The sequence below is a fragment of the Bacteroides sp. MSB163 genome (assembly GCF_036416795.1).
Classification (GTDB): Bacteria; Bacteroidota; Bacteroidia; order Bacteroidales; family Bacteroidaceae; genus Bacteroides; species Bacteroides maternus.
In genome coordinates this window covers 3,969,044-3,990,924 of the sequence record NZ_CP143867.1, presented here as the reverse complement: position 1 = coordinate 3,990,924, position 21,881 = coordinate 3,969,044, and the positions used below count along the sequence as shown (strand labels likewise).

The 21,881-nt window shown below is 45.1% G+C and carries 21 protein-coding genes and 2 pseudogenes; 11 read left to right on the top strand and 12 right to left on the bottom strand.

Annotated elements, in window-relative coordinates:
* Positions 1-146 precede the first annotated feature (146 nt).
* A complete protein-coding gene (locus VYM24_RS15225) occupies positions 147-446 on the top strand; it encodes a hypothetical protein (RefSeq protein ID WP_299090016.1) in 300 nt (99 codons plus the stop codon).
* 220 nt (positions 447-666) lie between these two features.
* Positions 667-2,304, top strand: coding sequence for a B12-binding domain-containing radical SAM protein (locus VYM24_RS15220; RefSeq protein WP_330940338.1), 1,638 nt, complete (start codon positions 667-669; stop codon positions 2,302-2,304).
* 33 nt (positions 2,305-2,337) lie between these two features.
* Here the strand turns inward: VYM24_RS15220 and VYM24_RS15215 are convergent, their stop codons facing one another.
* Complete coding sequence (locus VYM24_RS15215; protein WP_330940337.1) at positions 2,338-3,207, bottom strand: Rpn family recombination-promoting nuclease/putative transposase; 870 nt, start codon at positions 3,205-3,207, stop codon at positions 2,338-2,340.
* Between the two features lie 333 nt (positions 3,208-3,540).
* Between VYM24_RS15215 and VYM24_RS15210 the strand changes: the two genes are divergently transcribed.
* Positions 3,541-3,957 carry an HU family DNA-binding protein gene (locus VYM24_RS15210; protein WP_299090012.1) on the top strand — a complete coding sequence of 139 codons (417 nt, stop codon included), beginning with the start codon at positions 3,541-3,543 and terminating at the stop codon, positions 3,955-3,957.
* Positions 3,958-4,001: 44 nt separating this feature from the next.
* Entirely contained in the window at positions 4,002-4,559 is a 558-nt protein-coding gene (locus tag VYM24_RS15205) for a pentapeptide repeat-containing protein (RefSeq protein ID WP_330940336.1), read from the top strand.
* Here the strand turns inward: VYM24_RS15205 and VYM24_RS15200 are convergent.
* The 4 genes from VYM24_RS15200 to VYM24_RS15185 form a co-directional block, all read right to left on the bottom strand.
* Positions 4,536-6,032, bottom strand: coding sequence for a PAS domain-containing sensor histidine kinase (locus VYM24_RS15200; RefSeq protein ID WP_330940335.1), 1,497 nt, complete (start codon positions 6,030-6,032; stop codon positions 4,536-4,538). The two genes, VYM24_RS15205 and VYM24_RS15200, sit on opposite strands and share 24 nt — an antisense overlap.
* 255 nt (positions 6,033-6,287) lie before the next feature.
* Complete coding sequence (locus tag VYM24_RS15195) at positions 6,288-8,024, bottom strand: helix-turn-helix domain-containing protein (protein ID WP_115502896.1); 1,737 nt, start codon at positions 8,022-8,024, stop codon at positions 6,288-6,290.
* 4 nt (positions 8,025-8,028) lie between these two features.
* Positions 8,029-8,466: a Fur family transcriptional regulator gene (locus VYM24_RS15190; RefSeq protein ID WP_021967015.1), complete on the bottom strand. Its 438-nt coding sequence runs from the start codon at positions 8,464-8,466 to the stop codon at positions 8,029-8,031.
* A 5-nt stretch (positions 8,467-8,471) separates the two neighbouring features.
* Positions 8,472-10,421: a heavy metal translocating P-type ATPase gene (locus VYM24_RS15185; protein ID WP_330940334.1), complete on the bottom strand. Its 1,950-nt coding sequence runs from the start codon at positions 10,419-10,421 to the stop codon at positions 8,472-8,474.
* 288 nt (positions 10,422-10,709) lie between these two features.
* Here VYM24_RS15185 and VYM24_RS15180 point away from each other — a divergent pair, with 288 nt between their 5' ends.
* Positions 10,710-10,967 carry a hypothetical protein gene (locus VYM24_RS15180; protein WP_291548534.1) on the top strand — a complete coding sequence of 86 codons (258 nt, stop codon included), beginning with the start codon at positions 10,710-10,712 and terminating at the stop codon, positions 10,965-10,967.
* A gap of 103 nt (positions 10,968-11,070) precedes the next feature.
* Here VYM24_RS15180 and VYM24_RS15175 read toward each other — a convergent pair whose 3' ends face one another.
* Together VYM24_RS15175 and VYM24_RS15170 are read right to left on the bottom strand one after the other, a co-directional pair.
* Positions 11,071-11,724 (bottom strand): DUF1349 domain-containing protein, encoded by a 654-nt coding sequence (locus VYM24_RS15175; RefSeq protein ID WP_330940333.1) that lies wholly within the window; start codon positions 11,722-11,724, stop codon positions 11,071-11,073.
* A gap of 30 nt (positions 11,725-11,754) precedes the next feature.
* Positions 11,755-12,312 carry a sugar O-acetyltransferase gene (locus tag VYM24_RS15170; RefSeq protein WP_007665276.1) on the bottom strand — a complete coding sequence of 186 codons (558 nt, stop codon included), beginning with the start codon at positions 12,310-12,312 and terminating at the stop codon, positions 11,755-11,757.
* A 113-nt stretch (positions 12,313-12,425) separates the two neighbouring features.
* Here VYM24_RS15170 and VYM24_RS15165 point away from each other — a divergent pair, with 113 nt between their 5' ends.
* From VYM24_RS15165 to VYM24_RS25415, 5 genes and pseudogenes are all read left to right on the top strand, one after another.
* Positions 12,426-13,178, top strand: a complete 753-nt coding sequence (locus tag VYM24_RS15165) for a response regulator transcription factor (RefSeq protein WP_291548530.1) — start codon at positions 12,426-12,428, stop codon at positions 13,176-13,178.
* 47 nt (positions 13,179-13,225) lie between these two features.
* A complete protein-coding gene (bla, locus tag VYM24_RS15160; RefSeq protein WP_330940332.1) occupies positions 13,226-14,131 on the top strand; it encodes a class A beta-lactamase, subclass A2 in 906 nt (301 codons plus the stop codon).
* Positions 14,128-14,754, top strand: a complete 627-nt coding sequence (locus VYM24_RS15155) for an NUDIX hydrolase (protein WP_330940331.1) — start codon at positions 14,128-14,130, stop codon at positions 14,752-14,754. Before bla ends, VYM24_RS15155 begins: the two co-directional genes overlap by 4 nt.
* Before the next feature lie 26 nt (positions 14,755-14,780).
* A pseudogene (locus VYM24_RS15150) lies at positions 14,781-15,385 on the top strand (arginase family protein).
* Positions 15,386-15,472: 87 nt separating this feature from the next.
* Positions 15,473-15,592 (top strand): annotated as a pseudogene (locus VYM24_RS25415) (cation transporting ATPase C-terminal domain-containing protein); the annotation flags it as partial.
* Positions 15,593-15,678: 86 nt separating this feature from the next.
* Here the strand turns inward: VYM24_RS25415 and VYM24_RS15145 are convergent.
* Positions 15,679-15,912 carry a hypothetical protein gene (locus VYM24_RS15145; RefSeq protein WP_291548523.1) on the bottom strand — a complete coding sequence of 78 codons (234 nt, stop codon included), beginning with the start codon at positions 15,910-15,912 and terminating at the stop codon, positions 15,679-15,681.
* Between the two features lie 352 nt (positions 15,913-16,264).
* Positions 16,265-17,278, bottom strand: coding sequence for a tyrosine-type recombinase/integrase (locus VYM24_RS15140; protein WP_299089972.1), 1,014 nt, complete (start codon positions 17,276-17,278; stop codon positions 16,265-16,267).
* A gap of 529 nt (positions 17,279-17,807) precedes the next feature.
* Between VYM24_RS15140 and VYM24_RS15135 the strand changes: the two genes are divergently transcribed.
* The gene (locus VYM24_RS15135) at positions 17,808-18,104 is read left to right on the top strand and encodes a YtxH domain-containing protein (protein ID WP_291554898.1); all 297 of its coding nucleotides are present in this window, start codon (positions 17,808-17,810) and stop codon (positions 18,102-18,104) included.
* A 68-nt stretch (positions 18,105-18,172) separates the two neighbouring features.
* On the opposite strand, the gene VYM24_RS15130 is transcribed toward VYM24_RS15135, so the two are convergent.
* The 3 genes from VYM24_RS15130 to VYM24_RS15120 form a co-directional block, all read right to left on the bottom strand.
* Positions 18,173-19,675: a MutS-related protein gene (locus tag VYM24_RS15130; RefSeq protein WP_291554900.1), complete on the bottom strand. Its 1,503-nt coding sequence runs from the start codon at positions 19,673-19,675 to the stop codon at positions 18,173-18,175.
* Between the two features lie 37 nt (positions 19,676-19,712).
* Positions 19,713-20,105, bottom strand: coding sequence for a VOC family protein (locus VYM24_RS15125; RefSeq protein ID WP_291554902.1), 393 nt, complete (start codon positions 20,103-20,105; stop codon positions 19,713-19,715).
* Between the two features lie 259 nt (positions 20,106-20,364).
* Positions 20,365-21,867: a glutamine synthetase family protein gene (locus tag VYM24_RS15120; RefSeq protein WP_291554904.1), complete on the bottom strand. Its 1,503-nt coding sequence runs from the start codon at positions 21,865-21,867 to the stop codon at positions 20,365-20,367.
* Between the last annotated feature and the right edge of the window lie 14 nt (positions 21,868-21,881).

Genomic DNA, 21,881 nt, shown 5'->3' with positions numbered 1-21,881 from the left:
GTGTACTCGTTACTTGTAGCTTGTAGCTCGTAACTAATCAGGAACATCTACTTATGTAAAAAATAGCAAATGCAGGAAACCATAAAAACGTTTCAATTGTTACTTAAAAAATAGCATGACAACATGTATAACTAAAATAAATGATTATGGAAACAAACAAAAAATTAATCGCAGTCGTAGAAATTGGTGGTGACAAAGCTGTTCAATTCTGGGCAAGAGCCGACGACTTGGCACAGCAATACAATGAAAAGTCAACGGATATAGTTTATACAGTGGTGAAACTTCCCGACTCTGATAACCTGTTCCGCTTCTTTGCCACTTCAAAAGAAGAAATGACGCAGGAAACTTTGCTGGAATGCAGCCGTGAGTTCCTGGATGAATTGCTGACACTGGTTCCCAGCGAATGTGTCAGGATAAAAGTGATTGACAACTCTACAGAACTATAAGCATGAGCAAATAATCTCTATAACAACACACCCCGCTACATTCTTACATAATGTAACGGGGTGTGCTTAGATATGAGGCTTCTGCGCTTTAGCTTTGGCCTTTTCTTCCAGTTGCTTTTTTTCTTCTTCCATACTTTCCCGATATTACTAAAACTCTATGTAAACTTACATATAAATCCTCAGATTTTGCGTAATTTTGCACGAAATAAAACAAACCAGCATGAAAATCCTCTGGCTCGACCTGAACAGTTCATACGCCCACTCCTCACTGGCACTTCCCGCACTGCATGCACAGATAGCCGACGACGACGCCATCGAATGGGACATCGTATCCGCCACCATCAACGAGAACGTGGGCATGGTAGCGGGCGAAGTCTACCGCCACCGTCCCGACCTGCTTGCCGCCACCGCCTGGTTGTTCAACCACGAGCAACTGTTGCACATCATTTCAAGAGTAAAAGCCCTGCTGCCCCAATGCTGCATCGTATTGGGCGGACCGGAATTTCTGGGAGACAACGAATTCTTCCTGCGCAGCAACCCGTTCGTCAGTTGCGTGTTCAGGGGAGAAGGCGAAGAAGTGTTTCCGCAATGGATAACCTACCGCAACCATCCGGCGGAATGGAAGAACATCCCCGGACTCTGTTACCTCGACTCCAACGGAAATTACATCGACAACGGCATTGCCCGCGTACTGGACTTCCACCACCTCGTTCCCCCCGAGAAAAGCCGTTTCTTCAACTGGAGCAAGCCTTTCGTTCAACTGGAAACCACACGGGGCTGCTTCAACACCTGCGCCTTCTGCGTCAGCGGTGGAGAAAAACCCGTACGTACCCTGTCCATCGAGGCAATCCGCGAACGGCTGCAAATCATCCACCGACACGGAATAAAAAACGTACGCGTGCTTGACCGTACTTTCAATTATAATACCCGTCGGGCAAAAGAGCTGTTGGAACTGTTCCTTGAATTTGCCCCCGATATACGTTTCCACCTGGAAATGCACCCTGCCCTACTCTCCGAAGAATTAAAAGAGGAGTTAAAGCTCCTGCCCGAAGGGCTACTGCACCTGGAAGCCGGCATACAAAGCCTTCGCGAGCCGGTGCTTGTGCAAAGCCGACGAATAGGCCGACTGTCGGATGCGCTGGAAGGACTGAAATTCCTGTGTGCCCTCCCCAACATGGAAACGCATGCCGATCTGATTGCCGGACTCCCGCTCTATCATCTTTCGGAGATATTCGAGGACATCCGCGTATTGGCGGAATATGGCGCCGGAGAAATACAACTGGAATCCCTGAAACTGCTTCCCGGCACGGAAATGCGCCGCAGGGCGGAAGAACTGGGTATACAATATTCCCCGCTCCCACCCTACGAGGTGCTGCAAACCCGCGAAATCAATGTGGACGAATTGCAAACCGCTCGGCAACTTTCGCGCCTGCTGGATGGATTTTATAATGCTCCCGCCTGGCAGGGTATCACCCGAAGACTGATTCTGGATAACGAAACGTTCCTGTACGAGTTTCTGGAACATCTGATACGGATAGGATTGATAGATCAGCCGATGAGTCTGGAAAAACGGGGCCTCATCCTGTATGAGTTCTGCAAACGGCATTATCCTGAATATCAGTCGGAAGCAAGCATCGCCTGGATAGAAGCGGGCATGTCGCTGAAGAAGCTCCCGGCAGAACGGGTAAAGACCAAGCGGCAGGTTCCTCCCGAACATTGGGAAGTGCTGTATGGGGAATACAGGGAGAACCTCCGGCTTTGTTTCCTGCCTGTCGGCGAGGAAGAAAACCGGGGGTATTGGTTCGGCTTTGAATCGGAGATACAGAAAATAGAGCCTGTGTTCAAGGCAAGAAATTAAATATATAAGAGTCCGCTGTCTGTTTCACAAAGGTTATAAGCTTGCAATCTCTTCAGGAGTCAAGCCGGTAGCCTTTGATATTAAATCGGTAGAAGTGCCAAGTTGCTTTAAATTACGAGCTATAGAAAGACATTTTTCTATACTACCTTCAGCACGTCCTTCCTCACGTCCCTCAGCGCGTCCCTCAGCACGTCCTTCCAATTTCGCCGCATCTATCACACACAAATGCGTGCGATATGCATTTACGCTTTTCCAATAAAGTTCTTGTTCCTCTTCATTAAGAGAAGCTACGTCGGCAATTTCTTCCAGTTTTTCGAAGACTGCCTTGCGGGCCTTAAATGGCATTCGTTTTAGTGTCTCCATATTTTTCAGTGTATATATCCAACGTTCAAAATCATTCTCACATTCATCCTCTTCCTTATTAAATACGGGCAATGCAATAAAAGTTTGCCGCATCTTATCCGTAAACAACTCGCCCGTATCACGGTCAGCAAGAATGATGTCAGTACGTAACTTAACATGGTCGTTGAGCAAAAAGTTCATAAAAAACACTCCGTAAACGGCCTTGACATTAAACTGCCACTCACCGCCCACCTGCCCCTGCCGAGCCACTGCATGAGACAAATAGAACAACGCACGCTCCTTGAAATACAGTTGCGACTTGTTTTGCATCTCAACAATGATCTTCTCTCCCGTGTCTGTGGTGCAATGAATATCATAAATCAGCGCACGGGCATCCTCCCACTCCGGCAGTTGTTCGTTGTTCAGAAAGGTCAGATCGGTAATCACCCGCTCGCCCTTCAATAAGTCATTTAAGAAATCTATCAGTAAGTCCTTTGATATCTCCTGACCGAATATTTTCTTAAAGCCGTAATCGGTAAACGGATTGATAAATCTTCCCATGTCGTTGTTTTCTGTTTCTTAATCTACCCCTGCAAAGATAAACAAATAGCTTGAATAAGAGATAGATTTATACAATAAACCATCAAAAAAACAGGAGAAGGACGAATATGATATTTTTTTCATGCTCATTTGAGATTATGCCTTTGCCATGCACAGGTTACGGATTAGTTATGCTATCTTTGCGACTCGGTATAGAATCATCCGCATTGATGGTAGGCATCATCCGTATTGATGGTAGGCATCATCCGTATTGATGGTATATTAAAGATATAGATAAGCCTCGCTCAGTCGTAGCATCAAGGCTATTAAACCATAAAGAAAGGAGAAATCAACATGGCTTTCTACAAAAAACAAAAAATACATGGAAAGTGGTATCCGAGAGCAATAACCAAAGGTCGCCCTGCTACAACAGATGATGTGGCAAAACGACTGTCGCTTATGTCAACGGTAAGTCCGGGAGATACCTATGCGGTACTCGTAAATCTGGGTGAAGTGTTGGGCGAACTGATGAGTGCAGGTCGGTCGGTACGGTTGAAAGGTGTAGGAACATTTTATCTCACTTGTCAATCGGAGAATCAGGGAGTAGACACGCCCGAAGAAGTCAGTCCCCAGCAAATCACTGATACAAAAGTGCGCTTCATCCCCGAATACAGCCGTGGACAAAACAACCGGGTAATCGAACGAACCCTCATCGACCCCTATCTGGAATGGGTAGACTTTGACGAAATAGGCAACAACAGCAACAAATAACCCCTCTTCAAGAGGCTGAACAAGACTAATTTCAACCCCACCATATGGAAAACCAAACCATCGAAAAAGCCGATTTCACCATCGACGAACTGGAACCCAACTACTACGAATGTACCTTCGACAAATGCAACTTCTCCGGCCAGAGCATCGGCAGAGTTATCTTTGAGAGATGCACCTTCAAAGAATGCAACCTGTCACTGGTGAAAGCCAGCAACACCTCCTGGCTGGACGTCCTCTTCACCGACTGCAAGATGACAGGCATCAACTTCACCCTCAGCAACCGCTTCGGCCTGTCCGTGGAGTTCCGCAACTGCCTCCTCTCCTATGCCCTCTTCACCGAAATGAAGCTGAAAGGTACCCGTTTCACACGTTGCGACCTGCAAAATGCCGACTTCATGGAGACGCAACTCCCCGAAGCCAAGTTCACCGAGTGCGACCTCTGCTATGCCTCCTTCCATCACACCAACCTGGAAAAAGCCGATTTCAGCACCGCCCGCAACTACACCCTGAACCCTGCCGCCAACCGCCTGAAGAAAGCCCGGTTCTCCCGCTACGGGCTGGAAGGACTGCTGACGGGATTAGGAATAGAGGTTGTCGACTAACGCCTCATTGTGTAATTGAGGAGTGGGTGCCGTAGCACAAGGCAATGTAACCCAAAACGCAGTGCCTGCACCCACTTCCGAAGTCACCCCAATGGTTCCGCCCATGCTCTCTGCTATAGACTTACAAATGGGCAACCCTAACCCAACTCCTTGCGCAAAAGAGTCCACTTTCTCGAAACGGTCGAAAACCACTGGAAGTTTATCCTGCGGAATACCGCAGCCTGTATCTTTCACACTAATCTTGACACCCCCATCTACCATGCTGTACGCTATATCGATATGGCCGCTTTGGGTGTTTTTCAGAGCGTTCGACAGGAAGTTGCTCAGTATCCGTTTGACATACTGAGCGTCAAGTTCCACCATATAATCCTGTTCCGGTTTATCCACACGGACATCCAACTTTCCGTCGGCCTTCATCCTGCACTCGGCGGCACTTTCCACAACGAGGTCCGACAGACAGAACCACGCAGGATACAGTTTAAAGTCTCCTGCCTCCAACTTCGAAAGCTCCAGAACATCATCCACCACCTTCAACAAGAGGGTATTGTTATGCTGTATCAACTGGTTATATTCCTTTTTCTCCTCCATATCCTCCGTCATAGTCAGTATACTTGAGAAACCAACAATAGAATTCAACGGAGTACGTATCTCGTGACTCATATTGGCAAGAAAGGCAGACTTCAACCTGTTGGCTTCTTCCGCTTTCTCTTTCGCTTCCCGTAAGTCCTGCTCCAATGCCTTTCTTTTATCAATCATCAGAGTTCCCCCCACCAGGACAACCGGTTCGCCGTTTTCATCATACTGATATACGGCGCCGTAAATTTCTCTCCACGAAAGAGTACCGTCTTCATTCCGAAGCTGAAATTCCTCATCAAAAAAGTCCGTTTCCTTTCGTTTCAGCCTGTCCAATGCCCTATAGATGTTCTCCCTGCATTCCGGCAGGATAAGCAGCAGATGTTCGTCAGCATCAACTATTCTATCCGTTGCACCTTCATTGTCTCTTTTCCAGGTGATCTCTTTACGCCGCAAATCCCATGTCCAAAGTTTCATACCGGTGGCTTTCAGCAACAAGCGATGCTGAATATCCAGTTGTTCCAACTGGCACCGCTTTTCTGTTGCTTCCGTAACGTCCACGGCCGCACTAATCAGCCAGCGGGGCTCGCCCTTGTAGTACAACAACTGCTTATACATACTCAATACATGTTCGCACCCATCAGCCAATATCAGATGCTGAAAGGTGTTTGATTGGCCGGAACGTATCGTTTCCCGGTCTGTCTGTTGAAAGGCAGAACAAATTTCGGGAGGCAGAACACTTGCATTTTTCCCGATCAGGTCGTCCTGAGAGACACTATATAAATCTTCAGATTTCTTGTTCCAAAAGAGATAGTTACAGTTATCCTTGATGTCCTTCACCGTAGTCGGAATAGGAAGATTATTCAGCAACTCCCGCATCAGGAAATTGTCTTCCTTCATTTCTTCCCACTCTTTTACTGATATGCCATGAAGTTTATACAATCGGAAATAATAGACTGCCGCTACAATTGAAACAACAAAAACAATTTGAATGGCTAGACACAATATAGACATTGTATATACAGATTTTTTGTCGTTATTATTTTGCAAAGGAATAAAATATCGCAAAAATAACTGATATACAGTTTGTCATACATATAAAGAATTGTCCTCAAGTATATTAAAAAAAGTAATATATCACTGATATACAGAATATTATTTTTTCAATTCCTTCTCTGCATTCTTAAATTCGGAAGGAGTCATTCCCGTCCTTGCCTTGAACAATTGGTGGAAAGTAGGCATACTATTGATGCCTGACGCTTCGGCAATGGCACGTAATGTATATTCAGGATGTTCCTTCAATAAATGCATGGCATAATTCAAGCGGAGGTCATTGAGATATCCGTTCAAATTGGTATCCGTATTCTCTTTTATCATCCGGGCAAAACGGGTATTGTTCATCTTGACCATCCGGGCAAGTTCTTCTCTCGATATGTCGGCGGACAGATACAGGTTATCCCGTTTGATAATATAATCCAGTTTGCCGAAAATCATCTTATTCATCTGGGCTTCCTCTTCGTTACCATCGGATGCTTCCGGTTCTGTCTGCCCGGTTTCCGGGAAAGGCTGGCCTTCCGACATTCTCTCGGCATCAGCCTGCAGGCGGTTCATCTCCGTCTGCATGGACATCTGCTCGTTGATGCGCTGCACCAGCACTTGGTTCTTACACTTGATTTTGCGGTTTTGCAGCCACATGCGCCACAGGAAGAACAGTGATAACAAGGAAACACAGAAGATGAAGACTAATGTAATGGTGCGTATGGTTAGTTGGAAAGCCTGTTCCGCAATGCGGGCTTCCTTCTCGTTCACTTCGTAAAGGTTGTCCAGTTCCAGCGCGGCATTGGTTTTATCACGCCGATAGATGCTGTCCGTTATGGACAGGATGGAAGCACGCAGTGCGGCGACTTTCTCATAGTCTTTCAGGGCAAGATAGGCGTCTATCTCCCGTTGCAGAACACCGACGTACTGGGTATTCAAGGTATCTTGCTGACGCATCAGCTCCTTGAAGTCGCGGCAATGGTCTATTACAGCCTGATATTGTTTGGTGACAAACAGATAAGGGGTGGCATCGCGCTTACCGGCAGGAGTGTTATAGACATGGGTAGACTGGTATTTTTTATGGTACTCTTTCCCACGTTCCACATCTCCCAGCAAATGGCAGATGCGGGACAATTTGGAATAGACATATCCGTATTGCTGGTCGAGGAAAGCCTCACGCACTTCCGGATTGCCTTTCATCCCGTCCAACAGTTTCTCACGCTGCAAACCTACCTGCAAGGCATCTTTCAGCCGGTTATCATTAATCAGGTATCCCATCTTTACCCCATAGAAGTAGGAGAGCATCGACTTGCTCAGTTTATCTTTCCTGCCATCCAACAGGGCAATTGCCTTGTCGAAAAGCTCATACCCTTCCTCTTTCAATGACAGCATCCATTTGTTCTCGCCCATACAGAAGAGTAACTTGCATTCTGACTGCGGGTCGTCGAGCCTGCGTGCCAGTTCCAGTCCTTCAACCGCATAACGGTTGCTTTCTTTATAGTCACTCAGGGTATGGGAGAGGTCGGCAAGGATTATGGTCATCTTCAACACATGATCAGGGTTGTTCCCGGAGATAGAATCGTGCACATAGGCCCGGCGGGCATAGTGGAATGCCGATTTATCCTGATACAGGTATGAGTAGACCATGCTACGCAAATCATCCACCATGTATATGGGCAACGCTTGCTTTGTTTCAGCTTCATCCAGCAGTTGCAACGCGCGTTCCGGTTCATCCATATAGATGTCCGTGATATACTGTTCCGTATATATATCCTTTGTTTCTTTATCTCCGCTTGCCAAGGCAGATGCTGACAGAAAGCCTAACAAGAGGAGACATATATAGAAATGTCTCATACGCTCAATCGTCTGTGTCTATTTTCTTATGGACTGCGCAGTCGGCGCAAATCCCCTTGATTACATAATTAATTCCCGTCTGCATGAATCCCTCCGGAAGCGAGACTGACGGGGCGTGCACACTCCGGATGCAATAGGTTTTATGGCAACGCTCGCAATAGAAGTGCATGTGCTGGTCTTCCACCGTACACATACAGCAGTCTTCGCAAACGGCATACTTCAATGAACCGCTTCCGTCGTCCACACCATGTATCAGGTGATGGGAAAGAAACAAGGTCAGTGTCCGGAAAATAGTGGATTTATCAACCGTATCGAGTTTATCTTCCAAATCTGCCATGGACACAGCCCGCCTCATCTCCATCATGGTGCGGAGAATCAACAGCCTCATCGCTGTAGGTTTGATATCCCGAAGGGACAATTTATGTAGATATACGTCTTTCATACTACTCAGAACTTCTTGCCTAATATGCGAACCGAATTGAGAACAACCAGCAAAGCTACCCCGACATCGGCAAACACCGCTGCCCAAAGCGTGGCAAAGCCGAAAGCACCCGCAAGCAAAACCAATATTTTCACGGTGATGGCACCGATAATATTTTGCATCACAATCCGTCTTGTGGCCCGTCCGATGGAAATGGCTGTTGCCACCCGCGACGGTTGGTCGGTCTGGATAACTACATCTGCACTTTCGATAGCGGCATCCGAACCCAGCTCTCCCATCGCAATCCCCACATCACTGAGAGCCAGTACGGGAGCGTCATTCATGCCATCGCCCACAAAGGCTACGGACACGTCCGGGGCAGAATTGAGCTGTTCCAGATGGACGGCTTTATCTTCGGGAAGCAAGTCACCGTAAGCCTTGTCAATGCCCAATTCTGCGGCAAAGATATCAACAATCTCCTGTTTATCACCAGATAACATTTGAATATTATCTATTTTTAAAGCCTTTATTTTTTTTATAGCATCCATGGCATCCTCCTTCAAAGTGTCCGAAAGCAGCAGGCAACCGGCATACTGCCCGTCGATGGCACAGACAACGACAGTGGCCACACAGTCCGTAAGTTCTTCGGGTACAGTTATCTTGCGGTCCTTCAACAGGCGGATGTTGCCGACAAGGACTTTGCGGGGGCCTACTTCGGCTTCCAGACCATAACCTGCCAGTTCATTCAATGTAGTTACTTCCAGAGGTTCTACACCCCGTTCGGCTGCGAAGCGGACAACGGCTTGTGCCACAGGATGGGTGCTCTTCTTTTCTACAGACAGCACCAGGCGCAGCAATTCATCTTCCGTAAGCCCTGCCGCCTGCATGGACGTCACACGGAAACTGCCGGTGGTCAGCGTGCCTGTTTTGTCGAAGACGATGGCATTCACGCGGGTGATGGCATCCAGATAATTGCTGCCCTTAAACAGGATTCCCATACGGGAAGCCGCCCCTATTCCTCCGAAATAGCCCAACGGGATGCTGATAATCAGTGCGCACGGGCAGGATATTACGAGAAATACCAGGCCACGATAGAGCCAATCGTTGAACACATAGTCGAAGCCCGGATGCACCGCCGCAACAAGTGCGGGAAGGGCTACTATCAGGACAGCCAGAAGCACGACAATCGGTGTATAGATGCGGGCAAACCGGCGGATAAACAGTTCGGCAGGCGCTTTGCGCTCTGCTGCGTCCTGCACAAGGTTGAGGATGCGTGCCAGCGTGCTGTAGTCGTAAGGTTTCGTCACCAGTATGCGCACCGCCTGTCCGCTGACAATCATACCGGCAAGGACATCACCGCCTGCGGATACATTGCAGGGCATGCTCTCCCCGGTCAGCGCCGAAGTATCGAAAACGGCCTGCGGGTTTTGCAGAGTTCCGTCCAGAGGGACACGCTCGCCGGGTTTTACTTCAATGGTTTCTCCCACATTGACGTCACGGGGAGAGACTGTGCGGAGCGTGTTTTCACGATATACATCCACCCGTTCGGGGCGCACATCGAGCAGGCCACGGATATTGCGGGTAGCCTGGTTCACGGCTTTATCCTGCAACATCTCTCCCAGGGTATAGAGTAGCATCACGGCAAGCGCTTCCGGATATTCTCCGATATAGAATGCTCCGAGGGAGGCTAAAGCCATCAGGGAGAATTCATTGAACCAGTCTTTCCGCAAGATGCCCTCCCATGCTTCGCGCATCACAGGAAGTCCCACGGGCAGGAAGCCCAACAGGAACCAGCAAAATTCAACCACCGGATGGCTGAATCCTACCCATTCCTGATGCTGGAAGATGATACCCGTGATAAGGAATATACCTGATAGCACCGGAGCTCCTATCTTACGGATTATAGATTGCTCTTTCTCTTTGCTCTGCGGAGAAGTATGTGTATGTGCACAACAACACTGACATTTTGTTTCCATAATCTTAATCTTATTATTTTGTCCGGTACAAAGGTAAGGGATGGGGAGTGCAACCGGGTTGCAAAGGTGATACAGGAATTCATAGGTCGTGTCTCTTCATCCGGGTATAGATGAATTCAATCAAATACATACTCATATAACTCAAATTTCACATGTTATATGAACTTCGTGTAATATGTTTATTATAGCTAATGAAGTACGATTTCAATCGCACAGCATAACCTTTTTCCAAAAACATTGTTACCTTTGCAGAAGTAGCATCATACTAAACAATAAGGAAGTAAAATTATGACAACATTAGAACTTGAAGCCGATAAAGCTCGCCTGGCACACGCCATACTGAATATTGATAACGCCTCATTGTTAGCGGAAGTAAAGAAAAAGCTTGGCGATCTATTGACCATAAACGGTCCTGCGGTTAAAAGCAAGCCCAGACATACACGCCCTATTTCCAAAGAAGTGCAGGATATGGTGATAGGAGAGCTTCCCGCAGATATGGATATAGAGAAAGAGTCTGATAAAATGTGGGAGGATTTGGCCAAATGAAGGTGTTGAAAGGAGTATACCATCAGAAAACACAAAGAGTAGCTGTTCCTGACCGGACAGCCACTCTATGCTCTATTACCTGAAGTGACATAAACACAACGTGTTATTCCGTATTCTTCTTCTTCAACCAATCCACCCTGCGCATATCAGGCAGATGCTTCACCTTAAAATTCTCAAACTTAACCTTAAATCCATCTCCGTCCGGGCAGGCTGCCATCAACCCCACCTTAACGGGAATATTGTCTTGTAACCATGCATTGCGCATCATTATATACGTCTTATCATCAAAGGAATAGAAGATTTCAACCGCATCCAGACGACGGACTGCCTTAATCCAGATATATGGAACCGGCTTATCCAGAGTAATCACACTCCAATCACTTGTCTTATGGGTGACTACTGTACTCAGATTAAACTTTCCGTCCACAAACTCTATACCTGCTTTGATATAGTTCTCATGGTCGATGCGGAGCATTAGTCCCGCCTGGTCGAAACGCTCTTTATAATCACCTGTTATCTTCACCTTCGCCTCGAACTCGCCACCATAAACCGAATAATAGAAAGGAGCGTCATCTACCGTAAAACCATAATGGGAGATGCGCCAGTAATCGCTTTGCGGAGTGACAAACATCGAAAGGGTTTTATCTTTTATCTCCCACTGTTCGGGTTCATTAAACCATTGCATTTTCTCTAACGTCTGCGCAAAAGAAGTTTGCGCCACAACAGCCATCAACAGGCCAAAAAGTAATTTCTTCATTTTCCGTGTTATTTTAATTAATCGTTATTCTTATATCTGACGAACCACCCGGCAAGGATTACCGACAGCCAGCACATTGGCAGGAATACTCTTTGTAACCACACTTCCGGCACCAATAATCGTATTATCACCAATCGTCACTCCCGGCAACACACAGACCTGGGCACCAATCCACACATTATTTCCGATAGTGATAGGATAAGCATATTCAAGTCCTTGGATTCTCTGTTCCGCATCCAAGGCATGTCCGGCAGTATAGAAACCACAATTCGGAGCCACAAAAACATTATCGCCAAATGTAACTTTAGCTCCATCCAGAATGACGCAATTCACATTCGAATAGAAGTTCTCCCCTATTTCGATATTATATCCGTAATCACAATAAAACGGCTGTTCTATCAGGAAAGATTTTCCGGTCTTACCAAACAGTCGGCGGATAATGCTCTCCCGTTCCTTCTTCTGTGAAGGGCGCAAGCTATTCAGTTCATAACATACTTCTTTGCAAGCTTCCCTCTCCGACACAAGCTCTATATCATTATTGGCATCATACAATTTCCCGGCTTTCGCTTTTGCTTTTTCACTCTCCATAATTTATTGCACCTAAATAAATAACCATTAGTTTTCATTACCTTTGCAAAGGTAAAGGCTTACAGATAAGTCGGCAATACTGATTAATAACCATTTTTCCATCTCCATACCGTATGGACATCGTAAATAAACTGAAAAAAGAGCTACTGAAACAAGCGTTCACCGAAGAACAGAAACAGACGGAACGCCTGAATGAGTGCAAACATATAGCTTCCATATATGCACAAACCGAAAATGCCATAGCGGTGTTGAGCGATATGAAAGCCAATATTAGTTATATTTATTACGGCGGAGTAGCCGAGAAACTGGGACTGGCAGAACGAAATACCGCCAAGACCATTCAGTCGATATGGGAAGAAGAAATATTCAGTCACATCCATCCGGATGACTTACAAGAAAAGCATTTGCAAGAACTCCGCTTCTTCCACTTTCTGAAAAGTGTTCCGGAAAAGAAACGTCCGGACTACTACCTTATACACAATATGCGCATGCGCGATCATTCAGGCAGGTATGTACACATCTTGCACAGGATGTTTTATATAGCGAGCCACTCAAACGGAAGTGTATGGTTATCCTTATGCCTTTACAACTTTTCAATGAATACATCGTTAAGTTGCACCATTCTTAACTCGGCAGACGGGCAAACCCTCGAACTGGAAAAGCAGAATTGCAACGACCTGTTGTCAGAGCGGGAAAAAGAAATCCTGCAATTGATAAATAAGGGAAAAATGAGTAAGGACATTGCCCAGACATTATCCATTAGTATAAACACCGTAAACCGGCACCGGCAAAATATCCTGGAGAAACTTCAGGTAAACAATTCTATTGAAGCTTGCCGGATTGCTAAAGAATTGCACTTGTTATGATAAGAGAAGTAAAACCGGGATTAATATTAACTTACTAAAGTACATTTATGAAAGCAAAATTCTTTTTAAGCTGTATAGCGCTGGCAATCTTGTTCAGTGCATGCAATACCACCAACCGCACCCCGAAACAGAAGATAGAACAACAAATAGATTCCCTTCTGAAAGATAAGAAAGCTACGGTAGGCGTTGCCGTACTCGCCAATGATGAGACTGTAGCCGTTTATAATAACCAAATCCATTTCCCCCTGTTAAGCATCTTCAAGTTTCATGTGGGACTGGCTGTTCTGGATAAGATGGATAAAGGGCATATTGCTTTAGATAGTCTTATTGAAGTGAAGTCTTCTCAACTGACGCCCAACACATACAGTCCGTTAAGAGATAAATTTCCCGATCAGAATATTACAATTTCTCTCGGAGAGTTGCTAAAATACACCATTTCGAAAAGCGATAACAATACATGTGATATCCTTATAGAATATGTCGGCGGTATAGAGCAAGTAAATGAGTATGTGAAATCATTAGGAATAAAAGATTGTAATCTTGCGGCAACAGAAACCCTCATGCATACCTCCGGAGATGCTTATCTGAACTGGAGTACTCCGGAAGAAGTAGTCAGATTATTGAATATAGCCGACAAGCAACCCTTATTTGGAACTCAATACAAAGACTTCCTTCAAGCAATCATGCAGGAAACTTCTACCGGCAAAGATAAGCTGAAAGGCCAGTTACCCGCTGACGTAATCGTAGGTCATAAGACAGGTTCTTCCGACCGGACTCCGGAAGGGATAAAGATCGCTGATAATGATGCAGGCTTTGTTATCCTGCCCAACGGACAGAAATATTATATAGCTGTCTTCGTGATGGAGTCGCAGGAAACCGATGCAGATAATGCAGCTATCATCGCCAGTATATCCAAAATTGTATATGATACTTTAAACTCAGATATCCAATGAACAAGAACACTAATCCCCACTGGCTCGAATGGGCCAAGGAATTACAATTCATAGGTCAGGCAGGACTGACCTACTCCCGCGATCCCTTCGACATCGAGCGTTTTGAACGTATCCGGGAAATATCGGCAGAGATCATGAGCCATCAAAGCGATCTGCCGGTAGAGAAGGTAAAAGAATTATTCTGCAATGAAACCGGTTTCCAAACACCTAAACTGGATACCCGTGCCGCCATCTTTAAAGACGGGAAAATACTCCTGGTAAAGGAAAAAGCCGGTGTATGGTCTATGCCCGGTGGCTGGGTAGACGTCAACCAAAGCATCAAAACCAATACAGAGAAAGAAGTTAAAGAAGAAGCCGGACTGGATGTAAAGGCCGTACGCCTGATTGCTTTGCAGGATAGAAACCTGCACAACGTGCCTCCTTATGCATACAATGTCTGCAAAGCCTTTGTTCTTTGCGAAGTTACAGGCGGGAGTTTTCAAAGCAACATAGAAACAACTGAAAGCAGATATTTTTCTATGGATGAGATACCGGAATTAGCCGAAGAAAAGAACAGCAAAGAACAGATAGCCATGTGTTTCGCCGCCTATCAGGATGAAAACTGGAAGGTGCCATTCGACTAAAACGACAACCCGTAAAAAGTAAAGATATGAAGAAAGAAACCACTCTTCTCCGCCTGATTTATCCGCAATGGCAAGGCGGAATTGTAGATCACTGGATGCCGGATATTCCGGCAGAAGACTCTTCCAGAGGTTATTATTTAGGTGCCCAGTTACTGAACCTGCTAGCTCCGGACAGCAATCAGAAAACCGTGGAAGTTCCGGTATCTGCTTGGGAATGGGTGACGAAGAGATTATGAACTTACTGCCCGGTAAGTTTGACACTTCCAAAGCATTAATCGTTGGACTGCGTTCATGGGACAAAGGCATGCAGGAACGGCAAAAGGAACTGGGCATAAAAGGTCTGGCACCGAAAGAAACAGCGGACAACAGTTCCGCCATTATGGAATGGCTGAAAAGTACCGGAGCTTCCAAGGTTGTCATCCACTTTGACCTGGACGTGATAGATCCTGCCGACATGATAGCAGGCGTCGGCGTAGAACCGGATGGTATGAAGACCGAGGAAGTAGTCCGCGTGATTAACGACATTGCTTCCGAATATGACTTGGTAGGATTGACCATAGCCGAACCAATGCCACGTATCGCTATTAAAATCAGCAATATGCTGAACCAGTTGCCTTTATTAAAAGAGTAAGAAAAGAGAAACTCCGGGTTACCGCTGCTGCTTATGACGGTTATGGATATGCCAAACGGGAAATCCTGAAAGACACACTTGCCCTAAGGTTCACAAACGCTTCCATTGAGTTACTTTCCGTGGCTGGTGGGTATTCTGCTCTCCTATTGCGTGCTGACTCTATTGGTAAAGAACTGGTATATCAGAAAGTTTTCGGGTTGGTTATAAAAGAATGCCCTGCTTTTCTTCTTTGTCAGACGATACTGGCGGATGAAGAAAGCCGGGCTATTAGTATCAACAAAACTACAGTGTCATTATTCAGAAAAAGACTCGTCGCATACTTCGGTGACTTGTTCATAAGGAATACATCCATAGCTGCGGTCATCCAGATAACGCAATGCCACATACGGTACGTCTGCCCCGGAAACATACATTTGCAATATAGATATAATCTCCGCCTTGCGCAAGGTAAATGAACCATCTCGCTCATTGTATACCTTCACCCACACACGGTCTCCTCTTTTGATAGGAAGTTCTATATTCTTCATAAACAGTATAATTAATGCGTTTGTTGGAATTACTTGCATAGTAACGGCAAACTACCATTTGATGCAGGCCGGAAAGGCGTTTTCGGACGGCATCATTTTATGGTAAAAAGAAGTTTTCCTGATAATAAGGTACGTAAAGAAGCATTCCACTTTCATAGGATAAAAGCGGAAACACAATTCCTTTTGCCTACTAGGGTAAAAAATCGGAAACTGTATGTATCAGGGATTAATTTTAATATTGTTTTTGCTGTCCGATATAAGATTTATTCATATTTTGTTAGGGTTTGTTTGCTTTTCTATCAAAAAAGGCGCAACTTTGTAGCTGCTATTTGCCGTTACTATGCAAGTAATTTCACCTCAACGAAGTGCCATACAGCATATTAAATCTGCCATCTTTCTTCTTTTTACTTTTCTTCACCAAGGAAATCACTTGCCTGTTTATTCTATCTATCACCTCCGCATCAAACGGTTTCAGATAAGTCATCGTCACCCGAATGGACGAGTGCCCCAACGACTGGCTTATCAGTCCCACAGGTACACCACTATGATAAGCAAGTGTAGCCCATGTATGGCGTGCGGTGTACGAACTTACGGAAACACCGGGCAATAACTGCTTCATCAACCGCGCCAACTCCCGGTTGAAATGCCGTAATGTTTCTTGATAACGGTGGTGATGTTCCTCCATGAACAGGCCTCCATGTAGCAACGGGAACAGATACTCCGAATCCGTCTTGTCCCTGTATTTCTGCAACAGCCTCATCGCATCGGGCGGCACATCCACCACCATCAGTTTCCCCGTCTTGTGCCGATGGTAAGTGATGCGCCTATTTCTCAAATCCGACTTCCGTAAGTGTGCCAGGTCAATGAACGGCATACCGCGCAACATGAACATCAGCAGGAAGTAGGTGAGCACCTGCTGTTGACGCAGTGTCAGCACACTAAAGTCCGTATTCCTGAGTTGCTCCATCTGTTCTGCCGTCAGCGCCCGCTTGGTACGCGACTCCACTTTCGTATAAACATCCTTGAACAGTACCGGATTGTACCCCTCTATGCCCGGTGACATCCAGCGATTGTATACCGCCTGCAACGTACGCATGTAAGTGGAGATCGTGTTCGGACTGGACTGTTGTCCAGCCAGCCAGTCCTCATACTCTTTCAGCCTCTCAGGGGTAAAAATCTCCTGCATGGACAGGGAAGCAGTGGCATTTTTCGGATATCTTTCCTCTGCACAAAACTTCTCATAGGAACGCAGCGTGCAGGCATAAACATGCATTGCCGGAAACTTTCCTTCCCGCTTCAGCATCCCGATAACTTCCGGCATGTAGAGCCGTAAGTCATCTTTCGCATTTTTTCTTTCTACATTCATAAAGCATTGATTTTAATTACATGATTTTAAAAACTGCTTGTACCACAGAACGTACGTGCAGTAGTAATGTTTATGAGCGCCAAAGATAAAGCTAAAGGAATCCGGCAAGAGAATATTTATAAATTATACGAATCGGGTATTGAATTTGATATATAACGGAGAAGGAATAAAAATGATTAGGGTTTAGTGATAAGTGATAAGCTCCATTCGGTATATTATTTTTCATCCGTGTCATCTGCGGATAGAAAATGAATGATCACTTTACCTCATAACCGATACAGAAATGAGTTTTCACCACAGAGTAACACAGAGTCTCACGGAGTTCTATTTTTTTGATTTCAAATTGATTAAACTCTGTGGTGAATTAATTCATAACCCTACAAGAATGAGTTAACTCAACCGCTGGTTCTCATTAATTGTGAAATAGTAGTAATTCTTTCCCTACCCGTTGAACTAATGCCTTGTGCACTCTGTTCTCTGACCAAAATAGAACATTAATTTAGTTTTTAACCATTAAACCTGTTTAATTATGACATGTAAAGATTCTCACTTTTTGATTGGCCTTGGAATAGGTTCAATCTTTGGAGCACTGGCTTATGGCTTTGCCCGCAGTGCAAGAGCAAAAAAAATGAAAGCAGAAGTATTCGATGCCCTGCACAGAATTGAAGAACATACCGAATGCCTGATTGAATCTGCTAAAGAAAAGGCATTGTATGCCGGAGAAAAAGTCGCTGACAGAGTAGCCAATGAAACATCTGTTATTGCTGAAAAGGCCAATGACATCAAAGGCAAAGTTCACTCAATGGCTGATGAAGCTAAGAAGTAATCAATCTGCTCATTATCGCAAAAACAGAGGGAGGCGGGGTATCATACCTACACTCTCTCTGTTTTTCATTATATACTTGTGATTGAATGGGCCTCACTCACCAACGAATCCGGATAATCGCAGATCTCCAATATCTTAATTGCATTATGCTCGGTCGCTACTCCGCGTTTCAGCTTGTAATCAAATGACAGGATACCACCTTTCACCGACTCGCTGAAATAGTATAATTCGTATTCATCTTCCAGCATATCGGCCAGTTCCAGATCGTGCGTAGATACAAATACCAGATTATCACTTTTCACCAGCCAGGAAAGTACAGCTTTCGAAATCGCTATCCGTTCCTTAGTATTGGTCCCTCTGAACAATTCATCGAGCAAGAAGAGATGGTTCCCATGACCGCTTTCATCTACGAAATCCTTGATAGTCGTCACTTCCTGCATAAAGTAACTCTTATTCTCCATCAAGTTATCTCCCTGGTGGATGGAAGATAGAAGAGAAATTCCGGTATTTATCTCAAAGACTTCTGCGAAACAAGTATGAAGTGTTTTCGCTGCCAACAGATTCACTCCTATCGTACGCATGAAACAGGTCTTACCTGCCATATTCGAACCGGTTATCAATGCCGATTTCTCATGCAGTACCATATCGTTCGGAATACAGTTTTCTATCAGAGGATGATACACAGCCTGTGCACGCAGTCGCTCCCCTGCCCTGTTATCTCCCGGCAGACAGTAATAAGGTAGCTTCTCCCTCAAGATGGCAACAGACAAAATAGAATCCAAAAAACCTATGAAGCGGTAAACATGGTGGATAGCCGTCGCCTTCTCCTTCAACAGATGAAAAGTTCTGCCTACCGCATACGCTTCGTGGAGAAAGAATACCCGGATTAATTCCGCTACCATATAAAACATAATAGCCATGTCATTATCCAGACTGAGGTTGAAACGGAAATAAGAGATATACTTTTTCAGCCCCTCTACATCCTTCAGGTCATTCGTGATAGAAGGATCTACAGAGACAAACTCCTTGTTCTGTGCCAGCTTTCCCGCCTGTCTTATCATCTTCAGAAGCTGAGGTATGGAGAAAAAGTATCTCTGGATTTTCGCCTTATTACGATAGTGCAACACTGCATTCGCCACAAATGAAAAGACAAATAAAGTAAGAAACACTCCCGAATGAGTGAGCAGCATCAGAGACAGAAACAGCAAAGGCAGAAACCGGCAGATATTAATAAGAACCATCTCCTTGGCACCAATCCCTGTATTATCATTTTCCAGAATGGATACGATGGAATAAGCATCCGGTTTATCCAGTTCCTTCAGTGCATTGCTTAAAAGAGTACGCAATTCTGTATGAGTTGCCAATGAAGACAGAAGTGCTTCCTGCTTTTCCATGCCGGAGGTTTTATCCGATAGCAGAAGATAATACAAATACTGCCTGCCTATACTGGAATGACAATAATCAATTTCAGCAAACAGGTCATCCAGATTCAGATCGTCAATGCTGTTAGCGGATAAACCGGTTTCGCCTTCGGTATTTCTAAAAAGGAAATAGTTCGCGATTTCGGACATGGTATATTCTTTAATGTTCAGTAACTGTTTTGCGTACTTATTCAGCCTCTTCCGTATCAAGACAGAAAGGATGTCCTGCCGGATCAAACATCGTTCGTGAAGTCCTGAAGTACTGCTCATCCGCCTGCCGGGCTCCCAACTGAATGGCATAAGCCACAGCCTCCTCCAAATTTTCCACATAGAAATCAAGATGAAGCATTTGTCCCTGCTTACCTTCTTTCCAAGGCCATACAGGTGGCTGGTACTCTTCAATCTCCTGAAACGCCATCACCATGCCGGATGGAGAAGTAATAGCCGCCCAACCATTCGCACATTGATGTGTCAGCTCCCACCCCAGCAATTTACTGTAAAACTCAGCTAAAACTCCTGCATCTTTACAGTCAACCACTATATTCATTTTATAGACTAAAGATTTCACATTTGATGTCATAAAGCTCTGTTTTATAATCAATTTATTGAGTAAACAACAAATCTATTAAAATCAACTGGAAAAGCAAACCCTTTTAGGGATATTGTTTTACCTGAACCACTATTCTTTCATGAAAAAGCAGCGATTCACTGAAATCGGGAATAATTGCAAACTATACATGTAATATCGTTATCCCCCACCCCAACGGAACCACCTACCTTTGCAACATCAGAAAACAAGAATAAGACACTACCCTGACTCTTTATCTACAAATTATGCTTTATCCGCAATGGAAATACTTATTAACCAGTTTTAGCATTTCCTCCTGATTGTCACGTACTTCACTACGCAAGGTACGATCTTCATAGGAACGCAATTTACTGATAATTCCATCGACCATTGCAGGGCTAAATACATGATACTGTTCGAAAATAGCACGCTGTTTTTCCAGGCAATCAGCAGAAGCGGCACAGCTATCAGGGAGTTGAGCCAATTGTTTCAGCTTATCCTCATTTTCCTTCTTATGAATGTTCACATTCACATAGGTCTTTTCTGCAATCTCCAAAGCATTTTCAATTTCAAAACCATGACGACATGCTACGGCCAATCCGGCTATCAGTTGGTACAAATCGGCAGAACCGTCCGGAGAGCGCATTTCCACAGTTTGTTTCTGTGTTGTATCATAGTGACTGGGAGCTTCCAACGGATTAGCCAGCATACACATATCTGTCTTTGCCGACCATCCAAGCGGAACACGTACCAATACGGAACGGTTACGGTCACCCCAACAAATATTTGTCGGAGCTTCCTGATGCGGCACCAAACGGAAATAAGAAGTAGGATTCGTATTACCAAAAGCTGTAATGGAAGATGCAAGCTCCATCATTCCCGCAATAGCCTTACGGGCAGTTTCAGAAAGTACACCGTCTTTCAACATCTGGTTTTGACCGTCTTTCATAATACGCATATGGATATGCAATCCTGAACCGGCCTTTCCAGCTGTAATTTTCGGAGCAAACGTAATGTCATACCCGTATTGATAGGCCAGATTACGGATAACCCATTTCGCAATCATCAACTGATCGGCAGCCAGGTCGGCACGTACTGGCAGAAATTCAATTTCATTCTGCTCATAGATTTTACCGTCAAGCGTGAAGTTACCTACCTCGGAATGCCCGTATTTGATCTGTCCGCCCGCCTTTGCAATATGCAGCATACAGTCGGTACGGAAGTCATTGAACTTGGCATAAGGAGCAGATTCATGATAGCCACGTTGGTCAGTGGCAGGGAACAGTCCACTATCTTCTGATATTACATAATATTCCAATTCACCCATAGCCTGAAATTCCATTCCGGTTACATCAGTAAAGGCTTTGCAAGCTTTACGCAACGTATATTCCGGTGAGCTTTCCAGAAGTTTGCCATCTTTATTGAAGTAAGAGCAAAGCATGGAAAGTGTTGTAGTTTCAGCAAAAGGATCGATAAAGGCTGTGCAAAAACGCGGCACTACATACAAGTCGCTACTGCCCGCCTCAATAAATGGGAAAAGGCTCGATCCGTCTACACGTTCACCACAAGTCAGTATGGCATCAAGGTAAGCTGCATCGTTAATGACAAAATTCAATGTTTTCAGTCGCCCGTCTGCAGCGGGATACATGAAGTTCACCATGCGAATATCATTCTCCTTGATATAAGAAATAATGTCTGCTTTCGTAAATTCGGAAGCCGGTTTTTGAAGAGCAGCCACCAGTTGATTGGCGCTCATCGATAGTTCATGATTCATACGTTGGTTGTTTT

What these genes read in the sequence shown, in the direction of transcription:
- VYM24_RS15195 (WP_115502896.1), bottom strand. Translation starts at nt 8,024, where the DNA reads ATGAGACATTTCTATATATGTCTCCTCTTGTTAGGCTTTCTGTCAGCA.
- VYM24_RS15215 (WP_330940337.1), bottom strand. Translation starts at nt 3,207, where the DNA reads ATGGGAAGATTTATCAATCCGTTTACCGATTACGGCTTTAAGAAAATA.
- VYM24_RS15220 (WP_330940338.1), top strand. Translation starts at nt 667, where the DNA reads ATGAAAATCCTCTGGCTCGACCTGAACAGTTCATACGCCCACTCCTCA.
- VYM24_RS15200 (WP_330940335.1), bottom strand. Translation starts at nt 6,032, where the DNA reads ATGAAGGAAGACAATTTCCTGATGCGGGAGTTGCTGAATAATCTTCCT.
- VYM24_RS15120 (WP_291554904.1), bottom strand. Translation starts at nt 21,867, where the DNA reads ATGAATCATGAACTATCGATGAGCGCCAATCAACTGGTGGCTGCTCTT.
- VYM24_RS15155 (WP_330940331.1), top strand. Translation starts at nt 14,128, where the DNA reads ATGAACAAGAACACTAATCCCCACTGGCTCGAATGGGCCAAGGAATTA.
- VYM24_RS15190 (WP_021967015.1), bottom strand. Translation starts at nt 8,466, where the DNA reads ATGAAAGACGTATATCTACATAAATTGTCCCTTCGGGATATCAAACCT.
- VYM24_RS15225 (WP_299090016.1), top strand. Translation starts at nt 147, where the DNA reads ATGGAAACAAACAAAAAATTAATCGCAGTCGTAGAAATTGGTGGTGAC.
- VYM24_RS15175 (WP_330940333.1), bottom strand. Translation starts at nt 11,724, where the DNA reads ATGAAGAAATTACTTTTTGGCCTGTTGATGGCTGTTGTGGCGCAAACT.
- VYM24_RS15185 (WP_330940334.1), bottom strand. Translation starts at nt 10,421, where the DNA reads ATGGAAACAAAATGTCAGTGTTGTTGTGCACATACACATACTTCTCCG.
- bla (WP_330940332.1), top strand. Translation starts at nt 13,226, where the DNA reads ATGAAAGCAAAATTCTTTTTAAGCTGTATAGCGCTGGCAATCTTGTTC.
- VYM24_RS15205 (WP_330940336.1), top strand. Translation starts at nt 4,002, where the DNA reads ATGGAAAACCAAACCATCGAAAAAGCCGATTTCACCATCGACGAACTG.
- VYM24_RS15170 (WP_007665276.1), bottom strand. Translation starts at nt 12,312, where the DNA reads ATGGAGAGTGAAAAAGCAAAAGCGAAAGCCGGGAAATTGTATGATGCC.
- VYM24_RS15165 (WP_291548530.1), top strand. Translation starts at nt 12,426, where the DNA reads ATGGACATCGTAAATAAACTGAAAAAAGAGCTACTGAAACAAGCGTTC.
- VYM24_RS15180 (WP_291548534.1), top strand. Translation starts at nt 10,710, where the DNA reads ATGACAACATTAGAACTTGAAGCCGATAAAGCTCGCCTGGCACACGCC.
- VYM24_RS15135 (WP_291554898.1), top strand. Translation starts at nt 17,808, where the DNA reads ATGACATGTAAAGATTCTCACTTTTTGATTGGCCTTGGAATAGGTTCA.
- VYM24_RS15130 (WP_291554900.1), bottom strand. Translation starts at nt 19,675, where the DNA reads ATGTCCGAAATCGCGAACTATTTCCTTTTTAGAAATACCGAAGGCGAA.
- VYM24_RS15145 (WP_291548523.1), bottom strand. Translation starts at nt 15,912, where the DNA reads ATGAAGAATATAGAACTTCCTATCAAAAGAGGAGACCGTGTGTGGGTG.
- VYM24_RS15125 (WP_291554902.1), bottom strand. Translation starts at nt 20,105, where the DNA reads ATGACATCAAATGTGAAATCTTTAGTCTATAAAATGAATATAGTGGTT.
- VYM24_RS15210 (WP_299090012.1), top strand. Translation starts at nt 3,541, where the DNA reads ATGGCTTTCTACAAAAAACAAAAAATACATGGAAAGTGGTATCCGAGA.
- VYM24_RS15140 (WP_299089972.1), bottom strand. Translation starts at nt 17,278, where the DNA reads ATGAATGTAGAAAGAAAAAATGCGAAAGATGACTTACGGCTCTACATG.